Source organism: Streptomyces sp. NBC_01255 (assembly GCF_036226445.1).
In the GTDB taxonomy this organism is placed as follows: domain Bacteria; phylum Actinomycetota; class Actinomycetes; order Streptomycetales; family Streptomycetaceae; genus Streptomyces.
The window spans coordinates 2,138,530-2,163,187 of record NZ_CP108474.1 but is presented as its reverse complement, the minus strand read 5'-3'; the positions used below and the strand labels follow the sequence as shown (position 1 = coordinate 2,163,187).

Genomic DNA, 24,658 nt, shown 5'->3' with positions numbered 1-24,658 from the left:
TGTGTTCCTGACAATCAGTACGACCGGCACCCAGGAGCGACCCGCGACCGATCTCGGATTTCTGCTGCACAAGCATCCCGAGCGGGCGCAGGCGTTCTCGACCTCGCACGGCACCGCGCACGTCCTCTACCCCGAGGCGAGCGCCGAGCGGTGCACCGCTGCACTCCTCCTGGAGGTGGATCCCGTGGCGCTGGTGCGCCGCGGCAAGGGCAAGGGCCGGGGCGGCGCCCCCGACGCCGCGCTCGCGCAGTACGTGAACGACCGGCCCTACGCGGCGTCGTCGCTGCTGGCCGTGGCGCTCGCCAAGGTCTTCAAGACCGCGCTGCACGGTGTGTGCCAGGCGATGCCCGAGCGGGCCGCCGCTCCGCTGCCTCTGCGGATCGAGGTCCCCGCGCTTCCCGCCCGGGGCGGCGCCGGCCTCGTGCGCGCCCTCTTCGGGCCGCTGGGCTGGGGCGCGGTGGAGGCCGAACCGGTCGCGCTGGACGGGGAGTTCCCCGAGTGGGGCGACTCGCGGTACGTGCGTCTGGTGCTCGAAGGCGAGCTGCGGCTCGCCGACGCGCTCAACCAGCTGTACGTCCTGCTGCCTGTCCTCGACGACGCCAAGCACTACTGGGTCGCGCCCGACGAGGTCGACAAGCTGCTGCGGGCCGGGGACGGCTGGCTGGCCGGGCACCCGGAGCGGAAGCTGATCACCGCGCGCTACCTGTCGCGCCGCTGGGGCCTGGAGCGCGAGGCGACGGAACGCCTTGAGCTGGTGCGGCTCGCCGAGGCCGAGGGGCTCGACGTCGAGGACGTCGACAACGCCGTCGACGAGTCCAGCGACACGGAGGAGCGGCCCGTGCCGCTCGCCGAGCAGCGCAGGGAGGCCGTCCTCGCCGCGCTGCACGCCGCCGGAGCCGCCCGCGTGCTCGATCTGGGCTGCGGGCAGGGACAGTTGGTGCAGGCGCTGCTCAAGGACGCGCGCTTCACGGAGATCGTGGGTGTCGACGTGTCCGTGCGGGCGCTGAACGTCGCCGCCCGCCGGCTGCGGCTCGACCGGATGGGGGAGCGGCAGGCCGCCCGGGTCACGCTGCTCCAGGGCTCGCTCGCGTACACCGACAAGCGGCTCGCCGGTTACGACGCGGCCGTGCTCAGCGAGGTGATCGAGCACCTGGACCTGCCGAGGCTGCCGGCGCTCGCGTACGCGGTGTTCGGCGCGGCCCGGCCCCGTACGGTCCTCGTGACCACGCCGAACGTCGAGTACAACGTGCGCTGGGAGTCGCTGCCCGCCGGACACGTCCGGCACGGCGACCACCGCTTCGAATGGACCCGGGAGGAGTTCCGGGGCTGGGCCGCCGGAGTCGCCGGATCGTACGGGTACGGCGTGGAGTTCGTTCCCGTCGGACCGGACGACCCCGAGGTCGGGCCGCCCACGCAGATGGCCGTCTTCACCCGTACCGAGGCCACGACCGACGAGACCTTGAAGGAGGTCACCGCATGACCCGCGACCTGCCCGTCACCGACCTGTCCCTCGTGGTGCTCGTCGGTGCCACCGGCTCCGGCAAGTCCACCTTCGCCCGGCGCCACTTCAAGCCGACCGAGATCGTCTCCTCCGACTTCTGCCGGGGGCTCGTCGCCGACGACGAGAACGACCAGTCCGCGAGCAAGGACGCCTTCGACGTCCTCCACTACATCGTCGGCAAGCGGCTGGCCGCGGGCCGGCTGACCGTCGTCGACGCCACCAACGTGCAGCAGGAGGCCAGGCGTCAGCTCGTCCAGCTCGCCAGGTCGCACGACGTGCTGCCGATCGCGATCGTCCTCGACCTGCCGGAGGAGGTGTGCCGCAGGCGGAACGCCGGCCGGCCCGACCGGGCCGACATGCCCGCGCACGTCATCCAGCGTCACCGCCGCGAGCTGCGCCGCTCGCTGCGCGGACTGGAGCGCGAGGGCTTCCGCAAGGTCCACGTCCTGCGCTCCGTCGAGGAGGTGGAGGAGGCCGGGATCGTCCTGGAGCGCCGCTTCAACGACCTGCGCCACCTCACCGGCCCCTTCGACATCATCGGGGACATCCACGGCTGCCGGTCCGAGCTCGACACCCTGCTCGCCAGGCTGGGTTACGTGGACGGGCACCACCCCGAGGGGCGCACGGCCGTCTTCGTCGGTGACCTCGTCGACCGGGGCCCCGACTCGCCGGGCGTCCTGCGGCGCGTCATGTCCATGGTCGCCTCGGGCGACGCGCTGTGCGTCCCCGGCAACCACGAGAACAAGCTCGGCCGCTGGCTGAAGGGGAAGAAGGTCCAGCAGACGCACGGGCTCGCCGAGACGGTCGAGCAGCTGGAGGGCGAGAGCGAGGAGTTCCGGGCGGAGGTCGCGACGTTCATCGACGGGCTCGTCAGCCACTACGTCCTCGACGGCGGCGCGCTCGTGGTCTGCCACGCCGGTCTGCCGGAGAAGTACCACGGCCGGACCTCCGGCCGGGTGCGTTCGCACGCGCTGTACGGGGACACCACCGGGGAGACCGACGAGTTCGGGCTGCCGGTGCGTTACCCGTGGGCGGAGGACTACCGGGGCCGGGCCGCCGTCGTGTACGGCCACACGCCCGTACCGAACACGTCCTGGATCAACAACACCATCTGCCTCGACACCGGTGCCGTCTTCGGCGGGAAGATGACCGCGCTGCGCTGGCCGGAGCGCGAACTCGTCGACGTACCGGCCGAGCGGGTCTGGTACGAGCCGGCCCGGCCGCTCGCGACCGAGGCGCCCGGGGGCCACGAAGGACGCCCCCTGGACCTGGCCGACGTGCACGGCCGGCGGATCGTGGAGACGGGGCACCTCGGCAACGTCGCGGTGCGGGAGGAGAACGCGGCGGCTGCCCTGGAGGTCATGAGCCGCTTCGCCGTCGACCCGCGGCTGCTCACGTACCTGCCGCCGACCATGGCCCCGACCGCCACCTCGCGCGCCGAGGGGTACCTGGAGCACCCGGCCGAGGCGTTCGCCCAGTACCGGGCGGACGGCGTCGAGCGGGTCGTGTGCGAGGAGAAGCACATGGGCTCCCGGGCCGTGGCCCTGGTCTGCCGGGACGAGGAGGCGGCCCGCGAGCGCTTCGGTGTCAGCGGGGTGACCGGCGCGCTGCACACCCGTACCGGACGGCCCTTCTTCACGGAGTCCATCAGCGGCTCCGCCGCGGGCTCCGACGTCACCGAGCAGGTCCTCGACCGGCTGCGGACCGCGATCGGCGCCGCCGGGCTGTGGGACGAGCTCGGCACGGACTGGCTGCTGCTCGACGGCGAGCTGATGCCGTGGTCGCTCAAGTCGGCGGGGCTGCTGCGCTCGCAGTACGCGGCGGTCGGCGCCGCCTCCGGCGCGGTCCTCCCCGGGGCGATCGAAGCCCTGGAACGGGCCGTGGCGCGCGGGGTCGAGGGGCTCGACGGGCTCCTCGCCAAGCAGCGGGAGCGGGAGGCGGACGCGGCCGCGTTCACCGAGGCGTACCGCAGGTACTGCTGGCCGACCGAGGGCCTGGAGGGCGTGCGGTTTGCGCCCTTCCAGCTCCTCGCGGCGCGCGGGCGCTCGCTCGCGGCCGTCCCGCACGACGAGCAGCTGGCCTGGCTCGACCGCCTGGTGGAACACGACCCGACCGGGCTGCTCCAGGTCACCCGCCGGCTCGTCGTCGACACCGGCGACGAGGCGTCGGTCCGCGCGGGCACCGACTGGTGGCTGGAGCTGACCGGAGCCGGCGGTGAGGGCATGGTCGTCAAGCCGCTGGCGGCGCTCGTCCGTGACGGCAAGGGGCGGCTCGGGCAGCCGGGCGTGAAGGTGCGCGGCAGGGAGTACCTGCGGATCATCTACGGCCCCGAGTACACCCGTCCGGAGAACCTGGAGCGGCTGCGGCAGCGCTTCCTCGGCCACAAGCGGTCGCTGGCGCTGCGCGAGTACGCGCTCGGGCTTGAGGCGCTCGACCGGCTCGCGGCAGGGGAACCGCTCTGGCGAGTCCACGAGGCCGTCTTCGCGGTCCTCGCACTGGAGTCGGAGCCGGTCGACCCGAGACTCTGATCCGGGGAGGGGCGGGGGAGCCCAGGGCGCCGGGGAGCCACGGAGCCCAGGGCTCCGGAGCCGGGGCTTTCGCGGGAGTTCAGTGGCGCTTCTGCGTGGCTTCCCCGGCGGTTCCGTGATTCTTTCGTGCTGCTCCGACGGGGGGCGCAGGGGTGCCGGGAACGGCGCTCCCCTGCGCCCCCCGTGCTCGTTGACGCCGCCGTTCCGCGCCTCTAGCGTTCTTCACCCCACGAGGTGACGCAGTGTCAACAATGTGGCGGGGCACGCCACATGAGGTGTGAACACACACGCGAAAGACGCCGGTCGACCACCGGTGGGCGGCCTTCCCTGAGGGGTGGCGGACGGTACGGGGGTGAGCGGGTGATGAGTCTCTTCGGTCAGGACCGTTCCTTCCTGCACGCCCTCCCGGCGGCCGACCGCCGCTCCCTGATCGCCGAGGGGGCCCGCCGCGCCTACGAGCCAGGGGAGGTGATGATCCGCGAACACGACACCAGCGCCTACGTCCTCGCGCTGCTCTCCGGCTGGTCCGTCGTCTCCGTCGGCACCGAGCGCGGCTCCCGGCTCATCCTCGCCCTGCGCGGGGCCGGCGAGGTCGTCGGCGACCTCGCCGCCGTCGACCTGCGCCCGCGCAGCGCCACCGTCACCGCCCTCGGCGTGGTCGAGGCGGTGGCCGTCTCCGGCGACCGCTTCCGCCGCTTCCTCGCCGCCCGGCCACACGCCACGTCGCTGATCATGCGCCAGCTCGCCACCCGGCTGCGCAGCGCCGACGTCGAACGCCGCGCGCTCGCCTCCGAGACCGTCCTCCAGCGCCTCGCGGCCCGCCTCGTCGAACTGGCGGAGCGCGCGGGCCGGCCCGCCGACACCGGGACCGTACTCGAACTGCCGTTGCCCCAGCACGACTTGGCGGCGGCCATCGGGGCGACCCGGGAGGCGGTGGCCAAGGCCTTGCGGCTGCTGCGGGAACAGGACGTCGTCCGTACCGCGAACCGCACCGTCATCGTCATCGACATGCGGGTCCTCGTGCTGCTCGCCGAGGGGCGTGCGCGCCCCCGCGCGGAACAGGCGGACAAATCTCCGCCGGATGTGTAAACGGCTACATCGCCGGTCGCGGAACGCGGCCAGTCTGGACACACACCACCACGGCAACACACCACCACGGCAGCAACGGCACCACGGCATCCGACAGGGAGTCCGAGTGAGCAGTGCGGGAGTGAACGGGGCGCACGGGGAGGCGGGTTCGCGCCCGGAAGCCGCCTCGGGCGGGATCCACCGGTTCGTCGTCTTCGGCGACATCTGCGGGTCCGGCACCCTGGGCATGGCCGAGAAGGAGCTGTACCGCACGGCGATGTACGCGGCGTTCGACGAGGCGTACGCCTCCGTCGGGGTCGAGCCCGGCACCTTCCACCAGGAGGACCGGGGGGACGGCATCCTCGCCGCCCTGCGCCCCGACATGCCGCCGAGGCTCATGGTCGGACGGTGGATCGACACCCTGTACGAGAGCCTCCGCGCCCACAACACGGGCCGGAGCCGGCGGCTGCGCCTGCGGATCGGCATGAACGCGGGGCTCGTGGTCCAGGACCGGCACGGGCTCGTCGGGCGGGCGGTGGATCTCGCCGCACGGCTCTGCGACAGCCCCACGGCCAAGCGGATCATGACGGAGGCCCCCGAGGTCGACCTGCTCGTCGTGGTCTCCGACTGGCTGTACGGGAACGTGGTCGCCGAGGGCGGGCGGTACGTGGAGCCGGACCACTACCGGCGGGCCCGGATCCGGTCCAAGGAGACCGACGAGGCCGCCTGGTTCCACGTGCCGCGCCGTGCGGCGCCGCCCCTGATCGGGGCCGAGGGGGAGGAGCCGGCCGAGGGGCGGCGGGAGCCGGGGGTGGGTTCAGGAACCGGCGTTGGGCCGTCGCGGGGGGACGGCCCAACGCCCCGAACCGGGGGCGGGAACCGCACGTACAACGTCGGGGGAGACCTGCTCGACATCCATCACAACACGATCCACGGCGGCTTCACCGGAATCCGCAAGGACGCGGGGGCGGGTGAGCCGGAGTGAGCGACCACGACGACGGCGCATCCGCGAACGAACCCGACGGCGGGGGCCGCGGCGCGGACGAGCGGGGCGGGGGCGGGGGCGGGGGCCGCGGCGGGGACGAGCGCGGCGGCCGAGGCGGGGACGAGCGGGGTGGCCGAGGCGGGGACGAGCGGGGTGGGGGCCGAGGGGGCAGGGAAGGCGGCCGGGAAAGCGGTCGGGAAGGCGGTCGGGAAAGCGGGACCGAACAGGGGGACGGCACCGGCGAGCAGCCGCGCGAGCCGAGCGTCTTCGCGGCCGCGGACCGGGGCCCCCTCGGCGGCGAGGGCGACACCGGCGGCGCCGCCACGGCGCGGCGCGCCGTCCGGACCTGGGCGAGCACGGCGGGTGGTGACCGCCACACCAGCATCCTGGGCGACGGCACGGTCTTCGAGGGCAACCAGTTCTTCTCCCTGCACGCCTCCGACCGCGCCGCGCACTTCGTCCGGGGCCCCGTCCCGCCCGAGACGCTCGACCATCTCGGCCGGGTGTACTGCGAGGCCGCCGGCTACCAGCGGATGAAGCGGCGGCTCCGCGAGCACCGGGTCCTCGTCCTCTGCGGCGAGCCCGGCAGCGGCCGCAAGGCCACCGCGCTCGCCCTCCTCGGCGAGCTCACCGACGGCAAGGTCTTCCGGCTCGACCCGCGCCACGGCGTCGACGAGATCACGGAGGAGGCCCTCCAGGACGGCGGCGGCCACCTGATGGAGCTGCTCACCGAGGACATCCGCACGGAGAGCGAGCCACGGCACGCGCGCTCCGGGCCGCGCGGCGGCGACGGCGCAGCCGCCGCGCGCCGCCCCGCGACGCGCCTCTCCGAACTGCACCTGGACCGCTTCGCGGAGCTGCTGCGCGGTGTCGGCGCGTTCGGGATCGTCCTCGTCGAGAACGGCGAGCTCGCCGATCGGATGCTGCGCGGACGGTACGGGATGTACTGCGCGCCGCCACCCGCCGACGAAGTCCTCCGGCGCCATCTGCGTGACCTGTTGCGGGCCGAGCCCGCCGAGTCCCTCGACGCCGCGCGGGCGCTCGCCGCCCGTCCCGACGTCGTCACGGCCCTCGGCCTTGAGGAGCTGCGCCCGCGCGAGGCCGCCCGACTCGCCGACCACCTCGCCCGCCACTGGCGCGGCGAGGTGACGGATGATCAACTGCTCGCCGATTGCGCCTCCTTCGTCACCTCGCAGGCCCGTGAGTGGTTCGCGGGCGCCGACCGGCCCGGCACGCTGCCCGAGGCGCTCCCGGTCCTGAACGCGGGAGCGTTCCGTATCGCCGTCGCCGTCTTCGACGGTTCCGCGTACAGCCTCGCCGCCGAGGCCGCCGAACTCCTCGCCTGGGAGCTCGCCGTCACGCTCGACCCCGAACACGCCCCGGGGCGGCGCTTGTTCGGTACACACGCCGAGCACCGCCCGGTGCAGGCCCGCGCGGTCCTGGAGGACGGGCAACTGGACCTCGGGCCGGCGAAGGTGCCGGTGCGGGCCGTCCGTTTCCAGGGGGAGGCCCTGGCCGGCGCCGTGCTCGGCGAGGTCTGGCACGGCTACCACAACGTCCGTGGACCGGTGGCGCGCTGGCTGCGCGCCCTCTGCGACGATCCGCGCGCCGAGGTGTGGGTCCGGGCCTCCATCGCCGCGGGTGTGCTCTGCTCCTGGGACTGGATCCACGGGTTCCGCGAGCTGATCGTGCCCCTCGCCGTGACGGACGCGCCCGTGGCCCGGCTGGCCGCCGCGACCGCGCTCGCCGAGTCCGCCCGCGACCCCCGCATCCGGCCGGCCGTCGCCGCCGTGCTCAAGGACTGGGCCGTGTCCGAGGACTCCGGGCTCGTCGGGACCGCCCTGCTGGCCCACGGCTACGTGCTCGCCGCCGGGGACGTGCCCGGCTCGCTCGACGCGCTCGCCCGGGTCGTCAGGGTCCACGAGCCGTCCGACGGCGACGTGCTCGCGCCCGCGGCCTTCAGCGCGGCCCGGCTGCTCGCCTCGGGGGAGCCCGAGCCCGTGCTGCGGCGCTTCGGCCAGTGGCTCGACGACGGCCGGCTCAACCTCGCCAACCTGGTGCATCTCGCCGTCATCCGCACTCTGAACACCCGGACCACCCACCTGTGGGGTCTGCGGGACGTGCCCGAGCTCGACCCGCACGCGGCCCGCCCGCTGCTCGTCGCCCTGCTCGCCACCGGGCCGGAACTCGCACCCGACCTCGCCCGGCTGCTGCGGCACACGCTCGCAACGGCACGCTCCGGAGAGGTGGCCCTGGAGGCCCTCGGCAGTCTGCTCCGGCGGGCCGCGAAGGACGAGGAGGCACTCGGGCACGTCTGTGGCTTCCTGCCGCTCCTCGCCGTGGACCGCCGCGACCGGGACCGCCTCAGGGGCCTGCTGAACGAACTGGTCCGGGACCGTGACAGGCCCCTGGACCGAGGCGCGGCGCGGCGCATGTGGGACGCCGTGACGGAAGGAGCGAACCGATGACCGGGCCCGAGCAGAACAGGCGCGCGCGACCGGACGAGCGGGCGCGCGGGGACGAGCGGGTGCCGGACGGCCGGGCCGGGCAGAGGTACGAGGAATCACCCGGGCGCGCCCGGGACGACAGGGAACGGCAGCAGGGGTTCGAGCGGGAACGGCAGCGGTACGACGGTCAGGGCGCGGCCCGGGCCGGCGAACGGGACCGGGACCGGGATCGCGGCCGGGAGCGGGATCGGGAGGGGGAGCGGGATCGGGAGGGGGTTCGGTACGGGGACGGGGACCCGGGCCGGTGGCGTGAGGCGGAGCGCGAACAGGGGCAGGGAGGCGCACGGGTGCCGGAGGGCCGGGAACGGGACGGGGGCCGGGACGAGGTGCGGGACGAGGCGCGGGGTGCGGGACGGGCGAGGGAGCAGTGGAGCCCGGAGGCCTCCGGGCGGCCGCGCGGACCGCTCCTCGGCGAGTACGCCCCCCCCTACCGCTACCGCAGCGGCCGGGTCGCGGCGGTGCTCCTCTACCGCAACGGCGGGCACCGCGTGGTCTGGCCGGATCGCAAAGAGGACGTCAACAAGCCGCTGCTCGGCTCGCCCTACACCGTTTTCGAGGTCCAACTCGGGCGCAACATCACCGAGTTCCGTCTCCAGCTGCCCGCCGCCGGGGACGGCGTCTTCTTCGAAGCCGTCGCCAAGGTCCAGTGGGTGGTGACCGATCCTTACCTCGTCGTCCAGGAACAGGTAGAGGACGTCGCCGAGTTGCTGCACGACGAGCTGCTCGACGGACTGCGCCGGCTGTCCCGGAGGTTCCGGATCACCGAGGCGCAGCGCGCCGACGAGGCCGTACGGGAGGAGCTGAGCACCGGCCGCCTCCGCCTCGGCCGGGACATCGGGCTGAAGACCCGGGTCCACGTCTTCATCGACCTCGACGACTCGGTGAAGGCCGAGGTCTACCGGCGGGACCGGGTCGGCGTGACCATGGAGGCCGACGCGCGCGAGGCCGAGGCGGAGCGCCGCAAGGACGCGGCCGAGCGGGCACGGATCGCCGATCGGGCCCGCGAGATCGAGGCCCTCTTCCGGCGTGGCGACCTGGCCCAGATCGCCCACCACATGGCGATGCACCCCGACAAGCAGTGGGAGATCCGCACGCAACTCCAGCGGGAGCGGCGCGAGGGCCAGGAGGACTACCTGGCCGTCTTCAACCGCCTCCTGGACACCGGGGTGCTGGAACGGCACGACATCGGCGAGCAGATGTACCAGGTGCTGATGTACCTGCGGACCCAGACCAGCACCGTCGTCGGCGGCATCACCGACCACGTGCTCAACCCCTCGGGCGGTTCCTCGGGGCCGCGGACGCGGCGCGCCCTGGAGGAGGGCACTCCGGAGCCGGTCCGACCGGACTGGGGCGACGAGCACGGGGACAGCAGGGACAGTCGGGATCGCCGTGACACCCGTGACACCCGTGACACCCGAGACACCCGAGACAGCCGGGAGGACAGGGAGCCCGCGGCGCGCGGCGACGCCCCGCCCGACCGGCGGGTCTACGAACCGACCCGCGTCGAGTCCGGCTCCGACCGCGAACGAGACCGCGAGCGCGACCGCGAGCGCGATCGGGACAGGGCGCGGGACAGGGACCGGGGCGAGTACCGGGACCGGGGCGGCGACGGAGACGGGTACGGGGACCGCGAGCGGGGCCCGGGCCGACGGGACGGCGGCCGTGACCGGTACGAGGGGGACGACTCGTACGACCGGTTCGACCGTGACGATCCGTACGACCGCGAGGGCACCGGCCGGTCCCGGCGCCCCTCCGGACCCGTACGCCCCAGCGAGGAGTTCGACGACTGGGAGGACGTGTGACGACCCCGGACCCTCAGGGGAACCCCGTCCCCGCCCCGGACCCCGTCCCCGCCCCGGACCCTGTCCCCGCCGCCCCGGTGGCGCCCGAAGAGCTGCGGTTCATGGCCGAGCGGCTGCTCGCCACCGTCCGCGAGGACATCGGGCGGGCCGACACCAAGGCCGCGATCCTGCTCTCCGGCGCCCTCGCCTTCCTCGCGGTCGTGTTCTCCGGGGACCGCGCCTTGATGCCCACCGCCGGTGCCGGGCTCGCCCTCCTGCTCGTGGCGGGCGCGCTGTGGACCGCCGGCGTCCTGATGCTCGTGTCGGTGGTCCTGCCCCGCACCCGGATAGGGGCGGACCGCACACTCCTGCGCGACCTTGCGGCCGGCCCGTCCGAAGGCGAACTGCGCGAGCGGCTCGCCCCGCCCGGCGCGGACGCCACCGGCTGGCTCCTCGAACAGGCCAGCGTGCACGGACTCGTGCTCGCGGCGAAGTACCGGTGGCTGCGCCTGGGCGTGTGCGCCCTCGCGCTCGGCGCCCTCCTGGCCCTCCTCAGCGAACTGTGGTGAGAGTGACGATGCAGTGGACGAACAAGGGGAGCGCCCTGCTCCTCGCCGGTGCGCTGCTCGCGCTCACCGGCCCGCTCGCGGCCGCCGGGCCCCCCGGCGCCCTGCGGGCACCCCGAGCGGCCGCCGAGCCCGCCGAGGGACCCGACCCGATCGACTTCGCCGTCGTCGTGGACCAGTCGGCCAGCCTGGCCGACAAGGATCTGGCGCGCGAGACGGAGGCGGCGGGGCTGCTCAGCCAGGGCGAGATATCCGAGCGCTCCCGGGCGGCCGTCATCGGCTTCAGCAGCTCGGAGAAGGCCGGCCAGTCGCCCGTGCGCGAGGTCTGCGAGCTCACCGTCGCCGACGCGGCGGGCCGTGAACATCTCAGCGACTGCGTCCAGCTTCTCAACAAGCGCGACGCGGCCCGGATGGGACCGGGCACCGACTTCCCGGCGGCCATCCGCCAGGCCGTCACCCGCCTCGGCCAGAAGCGGACCACCGGCGGCGCGGCCGCGAAGGCCCCCGCCACGCCCAAGGTCGTCTTCCTCCTGACCGACGGCAAGCTCGACGTCTCCGACAGCCCCGAGTACGGCCCCGACCCCGCCAACCGCCAGTCCAACGGCAAGCGGCGGCTCACCGAGGAACTCGCCCGCGCCCGGGCGGCCGGTGTCCAGATCTGGCCCCTCGGCTTCGGCACCGAGATCGACCGCGCCGCCCTCACGGCCATGGCCGAGGGCGGCTTCCGCGGCGCGTGCTCCGACGTGCCGGGCTCGGTCCCCCACATGCGGGTCGTCGCCGGCTCCGCCGACCTCGACAAGGCGCTCCAGGAGACCTTCGCCGCCGCCCGCTGCGCGCGGATCGCGCACGGCACCGCCGGCAAGCCGCCCGCCGACCTGACGGTCGTCATCCCGCCCATCGCCACCGACGGCTCCCTCACGGTCGCCAAGCACGACCCGAAGGTACGGGTCACCTACTACGACCCGGCGGGCCGCAAGGTCCCCACCCGGGGCGAGTTCGACGGCTCCACCTTCGAGGTCGGCGGACAGGACGGGCCGGTCGAAGCGCTGCGGGTGAAGAACCCGCTGCCGGGCCGCTGGCGCGTGCACATCGAGGCGCCGGAGGGACACCGCGACCGCGAGGTCGCCGTCCGGGCCATCTGGCAGGGCATGCTCCGCTCCGACGTCACCCTCGACCCGGCCTCGCCGCGCGCCGGCGAGCAGGCCACCGTGTCCGTACGGATGCAGACCCGGCGCGGAGTCACCGTCACCGACCCGCGGCAGCTCGCGGGTCTCACGGTCTCGGCCGAACTGCGCGGCGCGGGCTTCGCCCCCGTGACGTTCCGGCTCGCCGACGACGGGCGGGCCCCCGACCGCAGGGCGGGCGACGTCCGGTTCACCGGCACGCTCACCGTGCCCGCCGGCGCCACCGGCGACCTGGAGCTCACCACCCGCATGTCGGCGCCCGGCGTCACCTCCGACCGGCGGCCGCTGCACGCCCGGATCACCCAGGGCACACCGCTCGTCACCGCCGGACTCGCCTTCGACCGGGCCACCGTGCACCCCGGGAGCACCGTCCGCGGCACCCTCGACGTCACCAACAACGACTCCGGTCCGCGCGCCCTGCGCCTCGCCGTGGAGAACCAGACGCCCGGCGCCGGACTCTCCGTCTCCCCGGCGACCGTCACCGCCCCGCCGGGCGGGAGCACGCGCATCCCCTTCACGGTGACCGTCGGCGGCGGTACGCCCCTCGGCGAACTGGGCGGCCGGATCGCGGTCCTCGACACCGGCGACCGCGACCGCGTCCTCGACGACGCCTTCCTCGACGTCCTCGTCGTGGCCCCGCCGACCTGGTGGGACCGCTGGTGGAAGGCCGTCGCCGGCGGAGCGGTGGGCCTCGTCCTCGTCGCCGCCTTCCTCGTCGCACAGTGGGTGGCCCGGCGCCGCCGCCGCGACCTCACCGGCGTCACGCTCGAACTCCGCGGGGACGGCCGGGTCCTCGACACGCTCACCGTCGGCCGGGGCCAGGGCGTCCGCGGGTCCTTCCCCTTCGCCGTCGACGACGGGGGCGGCGCTCCGCCCACCCTCCGCCGGGCCCGCGAGGGCTCCTCGTCCGGCGCCCACGTACTGCGCCGCACGGGCACCGGCCAGCTGCTGCTGCGCCCTCGGGGCGGTGCGCAGGTGCCCCTGCGGCCGGGCGAGCCCGCGGGCCTCGACGCGTACGAGATCGTCGTACGGGGCGGGGGGACGGGCCGCGACAGCAGGACGGGCCGCACCCGCACGGGCTCCGGCACCGGCTACGGCAGTGGCTTCGGTTCGGATGACGGCTCCGGCTTCGACGCGGACGACGGCTTCGGTTTCGGCATGGACGACCGTTCCGGTTTCGGTACGGACGACGGCTTCGGCTTCGGTACGGGCGACGGAGCCGATTCCCGTACGGGCGGCGGCTCCGGGTCCCATACACGTACCGACAGGGAAGGCCGCGTTCCGAGGCCACGACGGTTCGGCCGGCCGCGACGGTCCGGCCGGTCCGGCGGCGGAACGGGCGACCCCGCGACGACGACCGGCACCGGCATCGATACCGGCAGCGGAACAGGACTCAGTACGGGAACGGGCGGTACGGCCGCCGGGGACCCGGACCCCAATTTCTGAACGGGCCCCCAAGGGAGACGACATGAAGATCTACCAGCCCATGCTCTTCGTCGGGCTCGGCGGCACCGGCGGACGCATCGGCACCGAGCTCGAGCGCAGCCTCCGCCGGGAGCTCTGCGGTCCCGACGGCACCGCTCTCGTCGACGGCGGCCGGCGGATGCCCTTCCAGCTGCCGGACTGCCTCCAGTTCGTCTACGCCGACTTCAGCGAGGCGGAGCTGCTGAAGGCGCCGCAGTTCAAGGCCAAGGGCGCCGAGGGTGCCGCCTTCGCCCGTACCTCCCGGATCGTCCGGGACCTGCTGCCCACCGACTTCGACTCCTCGCCCGAGGTCACGCAGATGCTGCGGGTCTCCGTCCCCGGGGAGACCAGGCTCTGGCTGCCGCCCCGGATCCGGCAGCCGCGCGTCGCCCCCCTCAGCAGCGGTGCGGGGCAGCTGCCGACCGTCGGGCGCTCCGCCCTCTTCGCGACGCTGCGGTCCGGGCTCGAACCCGTCCTGCGCCAGCTCCGCGAGGCGATCGGGGCCATCGGCCAGGCGGCCGGCGACCTCCAGCGGGTCGGCGGCGGCAGGATCCGGGGCTGTGACGTCTTCGTCGCCTTCTCGGTCGCGGGCGGCACCGGCGCCGGCATCTTCTACGACTTCATCCATCTCATCGGGCACGAGTTCCGCAACGCCAAGGTGCCCGGGGTGAAGATCTATCCGCTGGTCGTGATGCCGTCGGCCTTCCCGCCCGAGGCGGGCGGCGGACGCGAGGCCGAACTCAACGCCGCCCGCGCCCTCGTGGACCTCTCGCGGCTCGTCGACGATCAGAACATGCCCGACGCCGTCGACTCCGTCGGCGACGTCGAGCAGCGCGGCCGGCTCAGCGTCACGTACCCACGGGACGGGGTCGTCGCCCTGCGCCCCGCGACCATGCAGACCGCCTTCCTCTTCTCCAAGCCGTCCGTCATCGGCACCGAGGACCTGCGCCGCTCCATCGCCGCCATGGTGATGTCGCTGATCGGCACCGAACTCAGCGATTCCAACGGCTCGGTGACCCACGCCGACGACGACTACCAGTCCTTCGCCGAGCGGTTCGTCAACAAGGCCGTGGAGCGTTCGACGCCGGCCCGCTCCGGCATCGGCTACCGGGGCATGTCGACCAGCCTGGCCGCCTCCCTCACCGTCCCCGTCGACGACCTCGCCGAGATCGTCGCCGCCCGGCTCCTCGCCCAGGCCGTGCGCGGCATGGAGGAGCGGGCCCGGCGGCCCGCCCGGGACGGATCGGAGCGCGTCCGCGACCTCTTCGTCCGGGCCGGCATCGGCCGGCTCTGGAACCGCGAGGCACCGGTCGTCCCCGGACCCGAGCAACTCCCCAGGGGGCGCAAGGACATCGCCCAGGAACTGCAGCACAGGCTCGGGGACATGGAGGACGCCCTGCGCCGCCTCGACGCCAACCTCACCCGTGAGATACCGCGTCTCACCGAGGACTTCAAGCCGGGCTCCGGCGCCCGCGAACTCCTCGGTCTCATCGGCCCGTTCCAGCTCGAAGCCGTCCTGTCCGGCCTGCCCGGCCACCCCGACAGGGTCGCCAGGGTGGGCTTCACCGGGATGCTCGACAACCGGCGCAACGAGCCCGAACGGCCCGCCCACGTCCAGGCCGCCGCCCCTCCGATCCCCCGCATCACGGGGAGCGTCGGCGGACTCGTACCGGCCCGGTGGAACGACCCCGACGTCCAGGACGCGCTCGCCGCGCAGCAGGCCTGGTACCAGTGGCGGGCCCGAGGCCTCTGGCACCGCGGCTGGCAGGCGGGCGAGAACCAGTGGCGGCCGTCCCTGGCCAGGATCGTCAACGAGCTGAGCGAACTCACCAAGGCACTCCGCGCCCATGAGCAGGACGAGGCACGGGGCTTCGGCGAACGCCGCCGCGAGCTCTACCGCGACGACCGCGCGGGCATCGCCTACCTCCTGCCGCCGCAGAACACCCTGCGCGCCTTCTACGACGAGGTCTTCGACCGCCTCGCCCAGAGCGAGGGCCTGCCCGAGGCCACCGACGCGGCGACACTCCTCGACCGGCTGGTCCGGCCCGAGGACTGGCGCAACGCCCTCGACGCGGTCCGCCGCGCGCCGGGAGCGCCGGTCAAGGAGATCAAGCAGGTCCTGGAACGGCGGGTGAAGAAGCTCTTCGGCGAGGCCAACGAGGCCCAGTTCGCCCGCCCTCTGCTGCCCTCGATGGAGCTGCTGCTGCGGGCCGCCGCGGGCGACGAGGCGGCCGAGGCGAAGATCGACCCGCGCTGGCTCGAACAGTTCCGCGCCCGGCTCGCCGGACTGCTCCCCGTCGGCTTCGTCCCCGACGGCAGCGGCCCGATGAAGATCCTCATCGTGCACCCGGCCAGCGAGTCCGACGGCCGCGCCGCCGGCTTCCTCCGGCAGGCCCTCAACCTGCCCGCGAAGGCCGACCAGGAGTACCGGGCCGGCGACACCGAATCACTCACCGTCGTCCTCTTCCGCAGCGGCATGAACCTCACCGACATCTCCGAGGTCCGCAACGTCCTCAGCCTCTGGTCCGAGGCCCGGGACTCGGCCGGCGAGGACGACTTCCTGCACTGGCGGCAGCGGCTCGGCTACCAGGACGACTGGCTCGTCGCCACCGAGCAGGACCGGCAGCGGATCATGCACCGGCTGCTCTGCGCGATGTGGAACGGCAACATCGCCACCGAAGGCCCGGCCGACTCGCCCGACCTCGTCCGGATCCGGCTCCAGGAAGGCGAGGGCGCGACGATGTCGCTGCGCCTGGAGGCCTTCGACGGCTCGCTCTCCAGCTGGGCGGGGATGCTGCGCGCGTACGAGCGCTGGGCCCTGCTCGACGAGGGCCAGATCATCGAGGTGTTCTGCGAGCGGCTCATGAAGACGCTGCCCAAGGGCCTCGCGCAGGTGCCGCAGCCGCCGTCGCCGCTCTTCACCCACTTCGTGGAGGAGGTCGCCCCGCGCCAGCTCGTGCTGCTCGACCGGCTGGAGGCCGAGTACCGCGAGTACGGCGACACGGACGTCGAATGGCTCACCCCGCTGCGGCAGTTCTGGGAGGTCACCTACCCGGGCGCCCTCGACATGCGCTTCCCGCCCGCGGCCCGCGCGACCCGCTCCACCCTGCGCGTCCTCTTCGACCGCCACGGGCCGGGGCGGTCGGGTCGGGGGCGGGGGACTCCGGGGCAGGCGCAGGCGCAGGCGCAGGGCCAGGAGCAAGGGCAGGGGCAGGCGCGGGGGCAGGGCCAAGGCTCGGGACACGGTCAGGGGCGGCCGCCCGGTCCTGATCCTCGGGAGAACTACGGGTCCGGGTCCGGGTCCGGGCAGGCGCCCCGCCCGGGAACGGGACGGCAAGGTGAGTTCCGTCCGTACGACGAGCCCCGCGGATCCGGTGACTCCCGCAGATCCGGTGACGCCCAGGGGTCCGGTGTCGCCCGGAGCTCCCTGTACGAGGGGGACTGGGAGCAGGAGCCCGAGCCCGAGTTCGAGCCCGACGGGTACCCCTGGGACCACGACGAGGAGCACCAGTGAACCACCGCGTCCTCCTCGAGCGTCCCCTGCCGGGCCACGCCGTCTGCCTCGACCTGCGGGCGGGCGGGCCGGACGACCCCGGCGACGCCGTCCGTGCGGCGCTGGACGTTCCGCAGCCCGGCGGCGAGCGGCGGTTCCTCGTCGTCGACGAGGCCGCCGGGCTCGTCGGCCACCAGCTCCTCTACGAACGCCTCTCCTCCTACGGCCCCGCCCAGATCGTCTGCCTCGCCGTCGGCGCGCGCGGCGACCGGACGCTGCGCCGCACCCTCACGCTGCGCCCTCCCGCCGCCGGAGTCCTGTGGCTCCTCGACACGGCGGGCGACGACGCGACCGCCGGGCAGGGAGCCTCCGGCGACGCCGTCCTGCGCCCGCTCGTCGAGGTGCTGGCCACCCCGGAGGTCTTCGACGCCGTCCTCGGCTCGCTCGGGGAGGTGGTGCACGGCGTGGCCGTGCCGGCCGTGCGGATCCTGGAGCACGACCTCACCGACGAGGCCCGCGCGCGGTCCTGGCGACAGGCCGTCGAGGGGCTGACGGGCCCCGAGGTCCCGGCCGGGGCGGCCTCCCCGGAAGGGGTGCCGGGCGCGCTCGCGCTGCTCCTCGGCGAGGGCGTGCCGCGCTCCCTCTCCGGGCACGACTGGCTCCCCGCCGGCGGCCGGGCGGGGGCCCGGCTCGCCGCCTGCCAGGAGGCCCTCGACGACGCCGTCGACGGCTACGACCGGGTGCGGGGCGCGGCGGGGCTCCTCACCGGGGCGGGCCGTGCCGTCGACCTGCCGGGGGACATCGAGCGGCTCACGGAGGAGCTGACCCGGCTCCGTACCGCCGTCGCGGACGCGTTCGGAGCCGCGGGCGGCACCCGGCTCACCGCGGAGCACCGCGGGCTCCTCCGCGAGCGGGGAGTCGAACTCCCCGAGCTGCCACGGGAGATCACACGGGCCGGGATCGTCCCGGCGCTGCGGGACCACACGTACGCCCTGATCGGCCGTGGCCTGCCGCTGCGTTCCGTCGCGGCCCGGCTCTCCGCGCTCTCCGCGCGCACCGCCCCGGCGGGCAGCGCCTCCCGGCTCGCGCGGCTCGACGCGATCTGCGGTCCGGAGCGGCTGCGGCGGCTTGGGGGCCGGTATCCCTTCACGGCCGGCGGGTCACGGCCCGCCGCCTTCGCCCTGACCGGCCTCCTCGCGCTGCTCGCCGGGGTGTGGCCGGTCCTCGGCTGGTTCCTCGGCCCGGCCGTCGGGGGCCTCGCCGCCGTACTCGCCTGGCTGATGCTGCGGCGCAGGCCCAACCGATCGCCGGACGGGCGGATCGACGGCGGCGGTGCCACGGGCGCGGCGCCCCGGCTCGTCGGCGGTGTCATCGGCGGCCTCGCCGGGGCGGGCCTCGGCCAGTTCCTGGCCCTGCCGGTCCGGGCGGGGGCCGTGGCGGTCGCGGTGTCCGTCGTGGCCGTGGTCCTGCTCGCGCTCCGCGACTGGAACCGGGCCGTGGACGACTGGTGGGCGCGGGCGGACCCGGAGGACGCGGGCCGGATCATGCGGGAGATCCACGCCCTGGTCGTGACGACCGCCGTGCACGACTGGCTCTTCGCCGAGGTGCGACACCACTGCTCGGCCGGGGCCGGTGCCGTGGCCCGGCTGCTGCGCGGTCTCGCGGAGACCGCCGACGCGTACGGCATGGGGCGGACGCCGGAAAGGTCGTCGGAAAGGTCGTCGGAGAGGCCGTCGGATCGGTCGTCGGAGTGGGGGCCGGACACGTCGTCGGACTGGGCGTCCTGGGCGGACGAACCGTCGGAACCCGCGCCGGGTCCGAGCCCGAGCCACGCTCCGAGCCCGTCCGCCGGCACCGACACCACTACGGCTGCGTGGAGTTGGGACGACTGGGGCGACGGCGGGGAGGACGACGGCTGGACGGACATGGACGAGGAGCCGCCGGTACGGAGACCGACGACCGCCTCCTCCTACGCACCGGCCTCACCTCCGCCGTCCCAGGCGCCGCCGTCCCCGCACCCGTCCCCGCAGCCCGGGCCCGCCCCGGCGTGGCTGGAGCGGCGGTACGGGGACGGGGGGCCCGCACTCGTCGACACGCTCGTCGGCGATCTCGTCGCCGGCACCGTCCTCCTCCTCGACGCGTGCTGGGCGGGCATCGAGAGGGACCCCGGCGGTACGGAGCACGGGGCGCAGGGGCAGCGGCTGACGGAGCTCCTGGACGAGACCCGGATCCGTCTGGAGCGCGATGCGGCGGCCTCGCCCCCGCCCCCGTACGACGGCCTCCGCGACCTCGGCGCGCTCACCTCGCTCGCCGTCTTCACCGACCGTTCCGAACGGCCCGACGCGGCCCGCCTCACCGGTGTCGCCCCGGACGCGGTGGCCCGGCTGCTGCTGGCCGAGGACGGCCCCGGAGGCACGGTCGCGCTCTGCGGCCCCGAGCACCTGCGGCTGCTCTCCCACGACCCGCTCGCCGCCCGGCAGGTCCGCTTCGTGCCCGAGGCGATGGGGCGCGGCGCGGCGGGGGACGACATCTGGCGGGGCACCGCCGAGGGCGTGGTGTGGACGGGTGCGGGCCGGCACGCCGGCATCCTCCGCCTCGTACCGCTGCGCGCGGACGTCGTGCACACCGTCCGCGCCGAGGAGGCGGGAGAACCGTGACAGACCCGAACCGCCTGAACCACCCGAACAACCCGAACGAACCGCACGAACCGAGCCACCAGGACCACCAGGACCACGCGGACGATCCCGGTCGTCCGGACAACGTCGCGCAGAACCCGCTGAACCACCCGATCGATCCCCATCACCCCGACCACCTGAGCGAGCCCATGAGCCCCCCGCACCCGTACTACGAGGAACTGGAGTTCCTCACGCACCGCGAGGAGCCGGTCCGCTTCACCGTCCGGTACGGCGACGACCGCAGGCCGCCCGGCAGGCCCGGCGTCCTCGCGCGCCGGGCCACGCTGGGGGCCGGATGGCCGGTCCTGCAGTTCCGGCTGGCCGCCTCCGCGCAGGCCGACCCCGATGCGTACGGGCTCCTTGAGCGCGAGGTGGCGGCCGCCGTCGCCCTCGAACGGAGTTACGGGGCCGAGAAGTTCGGGTCCGTCTTCGCCAGGGTCGTCGGTTTCGACCTGACCGCGCCCGAGCCCTTCGTGCTGTACCGGCCGCCCCGCGGCCGGCCGCTCGCCGAATGGGCGGGCCGCCTCGGCTCCGAGGAGCAGGAGCGGATCATCGCTCAACTCGCCTTTGCCGTACGGCTTCTGGAGCAGGTCGAGCTCGTGCACCGGGCCGTCACGCCCGACACCGTACGGTGGGACGGGACCCACGTACGGCTCTGCGAGCCGTTCGCCGCGCTGCGCGCGGGCGAGGCGCGCGAGCCGTTCGGCGGCGCGCCCTGGGCGTCGCCCGAGCAACGCGAAGGGCTCGGCCCGGCCGACCCGCGCGACGACCTGTGGTCCGTCGCCCAGCTCGGCTACTACCTCCTCTCCGGGCGTCCCCCGCGGGGCGAGGGCCCGCCCGGGGACCTCGCCGACTACCGCCGTCTCGCGGCCCTGGCCCAGAGCGGTCTCTTCTCCCCGAGGGTGGCCGACCGGCCGCGTCCCGTCGAGCTCATGCGGCTTCTGAACGTGCCCGATCCGCTCGCCACCGCCGTCGGAACCGCCGACCCGCTCGCCCGGTGGCGCGCCGAGTACGACCACCGACTCGCCAGAAAGCGCGCCGTGTTCGAGGGAGGCGCGCTGTCGGGAGCGGAGCCGCACGCCGGCCCCGGGCCGGATTCCGTCCGGGACACCCGCTCTTCGCGCACCACGCTGTTCGACCGGATCCTCGGCGGCGGGGAGGGCGGCCCCGCCCGCCCCGCCGCCGCGTCGCCGCTCGAACCGCCGCCGGCCCCGCCCTCGCGGAGCCGGATGTGCCCGCACTGCCTGCTGCCCGTCGAGTACGACGAACGCCTGCTCGTCACCATCGACGCCAAGGGCAACCGGATCCCGCTCGACCTCGCGGGCGAACGGCGCCCCGGCCACGTCGCCGACGCCCTGCGCAAGGCCTACCACCTGTGCCCGCACACCGTGGAGGGCGACGAGGAGCACGAACTCCCCGTGCCCTACCTCACCAACGGCGAGCCGCTCTCCGTCGCCCTCGTCGGCAGCTCCTCCGTCGGCAAGACCCATCTCCTCGCCGCGATGCTCGGCGAGATCGAACTCGGCGGCCTCGCTCCGTACGGCCTGCGGAGCCGTCCGCTCAATCCCGAGGCGCACCGCACCTATCTGCGTGAACGCGTGCAGAACCTCCAGCAGGGACGGCAGTTGGGCCGTACCGGACAGCAGACCTTCGCCCGCTTCGCCGACGGCCTGCTCGTCTCCGCGGGCGGCGGGACGCCCCGGCCCGTCGTCTTCTTCGACCTCGCGGGCGAGGACCTCGCGCAGGACGGGGACGTGGCCCGGTTCCTCATGGGCGTCGACGCGTTCGTCTTCGTCCTGGACCCTCTGCGCGCGCTCCGGCTCGGCTCTCTCGACCCCGTACGGGATCAGAGCGGGATACGCCGCCGCGACCTCGGCGACGAGGCCTTCGCCACCGTGCTCGACCGCATCCCGCGGCAGCGCGGCGGCCTCGTCGCGGCGCCGGCAGCGCTCGCCGTCAACAAGAGCGACCTCGTGCGCTTCGAACCGTCGGTCGACCGGTGGCTCGGCCGCGCCCTGCCCGGCCGCTTCGACCACGCGGAGGCGCGGGACGAGAGCCGGGACGCGTACGCCTTCCTCGCCCACCACGCCAGCGCCGCCTGGCTCAAGCCCTTCGACGACTGCGCGAACTGCTCCCTGCACTTCGTCGCCGCGACCGGCGGGCAGGCGCGCGGCGACCGCTTCCCGCACGGGGTCCGGCCGCGCCGGGTCCTGGCGCCCCTGCTGTCCCTGTTCGCCATGTGCGGGCTGCTGCCCGGGGCGGAGCCTACGGAGGGAATCGTCCGATGACACGGTCGGAGAACGAGGTCGACCAGATCGTCTTCCGCTGGGACAGCGAGAACGCCTCGGGCAGCACCGGCTTCGGCCCGGTGGCCTGGTCCGGGCCCCGGGACGAGACGGAGGCCCTCTTCCGGATCTCCGGACCCATGCTGCGGGCCGGTGGGGAGGAGACCCGGCCGGCCCTGATCCGGCTGGAGGGCCGCCCGGGAGTGATGCTGATCCGGCGCACCCCGTTCACGGACGCCGACGGCGGGACGTCCGTGCTCTGCCACGCGCTCGTCGGCTCACCCGCCCTCCTCGACCCCGCCTTCTGCCTCGGGCTCCACGCCTGGGACTGGGAGGGCGCAGCCGCACTGAACGCCGCCGAGGTGCGCGGACGGCTCCCGGTGGTGCGGGAGGAGGACCTCGTACCGGCGACGGGCCGGGGGCAGGGCGAGCTCGACGAGACGCTGCCGTACGTGAGGCAGGAACTCACCGGTGCGCTGGCGGAGTTGCTGCGGCACCCCGACGGCCGGTTCACGGTCCTCGACGAACGGGGCGACACCGCAGGACCCGTGCTGTGGGGGCTGCACAGCATGTTCGGCGAGCTCATCGGCCGCGGGTGGACCTTCGCCAGCCACGACACCGTCGAACTGCCCGCGCTGCGCTTCGTGTTCGTCGGCCGCTGGTCGGGAGCGTCGAGCCCCAACACGGGCCGCCGCCGCGTCGACCCGCGGGAGCGGTGCGGCGACCGGGCGGAGGAGATCGCGGCCCGCCTCGTCCGGCACCACCTGCGGGGCGTCGAGGAGGGCGAAGGCCGCGAGTACGCGGTCGGCAGCGCCCTCCACGAGGCGGCGTCCGCCCGCCGGGCCCTCGTCGACACGGCGGCCCGCGCCCTGGACATCCTCGACAGCCACGCCCGCCGCGGCGCCCCACCCCGCGAACCGCGCCGCCCGCCCACGGGGGGCCCGCGGTACGGGACACCACCGAAGCCGCGGTACGAGGCGGCGCCGGAGCCGGGGTACGAGGCTGCGCCGAACCGGGGCTACGGGGCCGCACCGGAGCCGGGGGACACAGGCGGGCGGGACCCGAGACACCGGACGGCACCGGAGCCGGAGAGCACGGCCGCGGTGGACCCGCGATACCCGGCCGCGCCGGAAACGGGGTACCCGGGCGCGTCGCGGGATCCGCGGCGCTCCTCGGTCCCTCCCCGGGACGCCGGACGCGAGCCGGCCTCCCCTGACGTCGACCGCCCGTCGGCTCTCCCGGACGCGCGGCGCCCTTCGAAGACCCCGAACACCCCGAGCACCCCGAGCTCCCCGAACTCCCGGGACGACGAGTGGCCTTTCGACTCCCCGGCCACGGGGAGGGCACCGGCCACCCCGGATAAGGCGTGGCCCCCCGTCTCCCCCGACGCGGGGCGCCCCCCGTCCTCCCCGGAGCCCTGGGGCGGCGGCCGGCAGGACCCGCCGCTTCCCGGTCGTCCCCTCCAGGACCCGTCCCCGTACCCGGCGGAGCCGTACACGGACACGTCCCACGGGGAGGCCCCCGGTGGTGCCGACCCCTGGGTCAAGGAGGCCCCACCGCGCCGGGCCGACTCCGTCCCCGATCCCGACGGCATCGCTGACGCCTCCGACACCGACGCCGACCCGGGTCCCACCCCCGCACCCGTCCGGGCCCGCCCCGCCCCGGACCTGACGCACGACCCGTACCCCCGCCCCGTCCTGCCGTTCGTCGGCGCCCAGTGGGAGGGTCCGGCCAACGGCGGCCGGCGGGCGTGGGCGAGGAAGCCGTGGGGCCGGGAGCGGGAGGCCGAGACCGGGCTCGTCCACCGGCTGCCGACCGCGCGCGACGTGGACGAGGCCCGCGGCTTCGTCGAGCGCGCGGGCAGCCGCGAGCTGCTCGACGCGCTGCGGCGCCCCCAGATGTACGTGGTCGTCACCCTGCTCCTCCAGGAGATCGCCCGGCGCCTGCCGTCCTGGGAGCATCCGGCGCGCCGCGAGCTGTGCGAGGTGGTCCTCGACCGGGAGCTCTGGGCGGCCGCGCCGCCCGGCGCCGAGTACGACACCTCCGAGCCGCCGGAGGAACAGCGCGCGTCCAACGCCGCCGAGCTGCACCGCTGGGCCGTCCGGCCCCTCCTCGGCGGGGGCGACGCCCCGGTCGGCACGGTCGCGGCCCTGCTCGCCCGGCTCCGGACGAGCCCCGTGCCGTCGGCCCGCGAGGCCTTCTGGCAGATCGTCGACGGCGACCGCCCCGGCCTGCCCGACGCGGTCTGGCTCACGCTCCTCAAGGAGGCGTACGGGGTCCGGCGCACCCCGCCTCCCGGTCATGGCCCGCCGCCCGGCCGTGCCATGCCGCCCGGCCGGGTCACGCCCACCCGCCAGGCCCCGCCGCCCGGCACGCCGCCCCACTCGGGCGCGCCCCGCGCCGTCGCGTATCCACCGCCGGACGACGACCCCGCCGACAATTACACCCGGCGCTTCCTGAGCCGTACCGCCCTCGTGCTCGGCCTCCTCGTCGCCGCGATCCTCGTCGCCGCCGTCATGAGGTGATGCCACAGGCCCACCACAGGAACCCACCACCGGAACCGGCTACCGGAACCCCGGGACCGTAGGCCCGAAAGACGGGCCCCGGCCGCCCGGCTCCGT

General features: G+C 74.9%; 12 protein-coding genes. All 12 read left to right on the top strand.

The annotated features are described in order from the left end of the window. Position 1: 1 nt before the first annotated feature. The 12 genes from OG357_RS09340 to OG357_RS09285 all read left to right on the top strand — a co-directional run bounded on the left by OG357_RS09340 (position 2) and on the right by OG357_RS09285 (position 24,562). Positions 2–1,480: a 3' terminal RNA ribose 2'-O-methyltransferase Hen1 gene (locus OG357_RS09340; protein WP_329620722.1), complete on the top strand. Its 1,479-nt coding sequence runs from the start codon at positions 2–4 to the stop codon at positions 1,478–1,480. Next, positions 1,477–4,029, top strand: coding sequence for a polynucleotide kinase-phosphatase (locus OG357_RS09335; protein ID WP_329620721.1), 2,553 nt, complete (start codon positions 1,477–1,479; stop codon positions 4,027–4,029). Before OG357_RS09340 ends, OG357_RS09335 begins: the two co-directional genes overlap by 4 nt. A gap of 363 nt (positions 4,030–4,392) precedes the next feature. Continuing rightward, complete coding sequence (locus OG357_RS09330) at positions 4,393–5,118, top strand: Crp/Fnr family transcriptional regulator (protein ID WP_329620720.1); 726 nt, start codon at positions 4,393–4,395, stop codon at positions 5,116–5,118. A 106-nt stretch (positions 5,119–5,224) separates the two neighbouring features. Then, positions 5,225–6,082, top strand: coding sequence for a hypothetical protein (locus tag OG357_RS09325; protein WP_329620719.1), 858 nt, complete (start codon positions 5,225–5,227; stop codon positions 6,080–6,082). Continuing rightward, positions 6,079–8,550: a hypothetical protein gene (locus tag OG357_RS09320; protein ID WP_329620718.1), complete on the top strand. Its 2,472-nt coding sequence runs from the start codon at positions 6,079–6,081 to the stop codon at positions 8,548–8,550. The genes OG357_RS09325 and OG357_RS09320 overlap by 4 nt, the downstream gene beginning before the upstream one ends. After that, positions 8,547–10,391 carry a hypothetical protein gene (locus tag OG357_RS09315; protein WP_329620717.1) on the top strand — a complete coding sequence of 615 codons (1,845 nt, stop codon included), beginning with the start codon at positions 8,547–8,549 and terminating at the stop codon, positions 10,389–10,391. Before OG357_RS09320 ends, OG357_RS09315 begins: the two co-directional genes overlap by 4 nt. Beyond that, on the top strand, positions 10,388–10,939 hold the full coding sequence (locus OG357_RS09310; RefSeq protein ID WP_329620716.1) for a Pycsar system effector family protein: 552 nt from the start codon (positions 10,388–10,390) through the stop codon (positions 10,937–10,939). Before OG357_RS09315 ends, OG357_RS09310 begins: the two co-directional genes overlap by 4 nt. 8 nt (positions 10,940–10,947) lie before the next feature. Next, positions 10,948–13,566: a vWA domain-containing protein gene (locus tag OG357_RS09305; protein WP_329625537.1), complete on the top strand. Its 2,619-nt coding sequence runs from the start codon at positions 10,948–10,950 to the stop codon at positions 13,564–13,566. 22 nt (positions 13,567–13,588) lie between these two features. After that, positions 13,589–17,098 (top strand): tubulin-like doman-containing protein, encoded by a 3,510-nt coding sequence (locus OG357_RS09300; protein ID WP_329620715.1) that lies wholly within the window; start codon positions 13,589–13,591, stop codon positions 17,096–17,098. After that, the gene (locus OG357_RS09295; RefSeq protein WP_329620714.1) at positions 17,095–19,734 is read left to right on the top strand and encodes a hypothetical protein; all 2,640 of its coding nucleotides are present in this window, start codon (positions 17,095–17,097) and stop codon (positions 19,732–19,734) included. Before OG357_RS09300 ends, OG357_RS09295 begins: the two co-directional genes overlap by 4 nt. Beyond that, complete coding sequence (locus OG357_RS09290) at positions 19,731–22,040, top strand: hypothetical protein (RefSeq protein ID WP_329620713.1); 2,310 nt, start codon at positions 19,731–19,733, stop codon at positions 22,038–22,040. The genes OG357_RS09295 and OG357_RS09290 overlap by 4 nt, the downstream gene beginning before the upstream one ends. Further along, positions 22,037–24,562: a hypothetical protein gene (locus OG357_RS09285; RefSeq protein ID WP_329620712.1), complete on the top strand. Its 2,526-nt coding sequence runs from the start codon at positions 22,037–22,039 to the stop codon at positions 24,560–24,562. Before OG357_RS09290 ends, OG357_RS09285 begins: the two co-directional genes overlap by 4 nt. The last annotated feature ends 96 nt before the right edge of the window (positions 24,563–24,658 follow it).

Excerpts from the sequence above, each read along its gene's own strand:
- OG357_RS09335 (WP_329620721.1), top strand. The coding sequence starts at position 1,477 with ATGACCCGCGACCTGCCCGTCACCGACCTGTCCCTCGTGGTGCTCGTC.
- OG357_RS09330 (WP_329620720.1), top strand. The coding sequence starts at position 4,393 with ATGAGTCTCTTCGGTCAGGACCGTTCCTTCCTGCACGCCCTCCCGGCG.
- OG357_RS09315 (WP_329620717.1), top strand. The coding sequence starts at position 8,547 with ATGACCGGGCCCGAGCAGAACAGGCGCGCGCGACCGGACGAGCGGGCG.
- OG357_RS09305 (WP_329625537.1), top strand. The coding sequence starts at position 10,948 with ATGCAGTGGACGAACAAGGGGAGCGCCCTGCTCCTCGCCGGTGCGCTG.
- OG357_RS09300 (WP_329620715.1), top strand. The coding sequence starts at position 13,589 with ATGAAGATCTACCAGCCCATGCTCTTCGTCGGGCTCGGCGGCACCGGC.
- OG357_RS09285 (WP_329620712.1), top strand. The coding sequence starts at position 22,037 with ATGACACGGTCGGAGAACGAGGTCGACCAGATCGTCTTCCGCTGGGAC.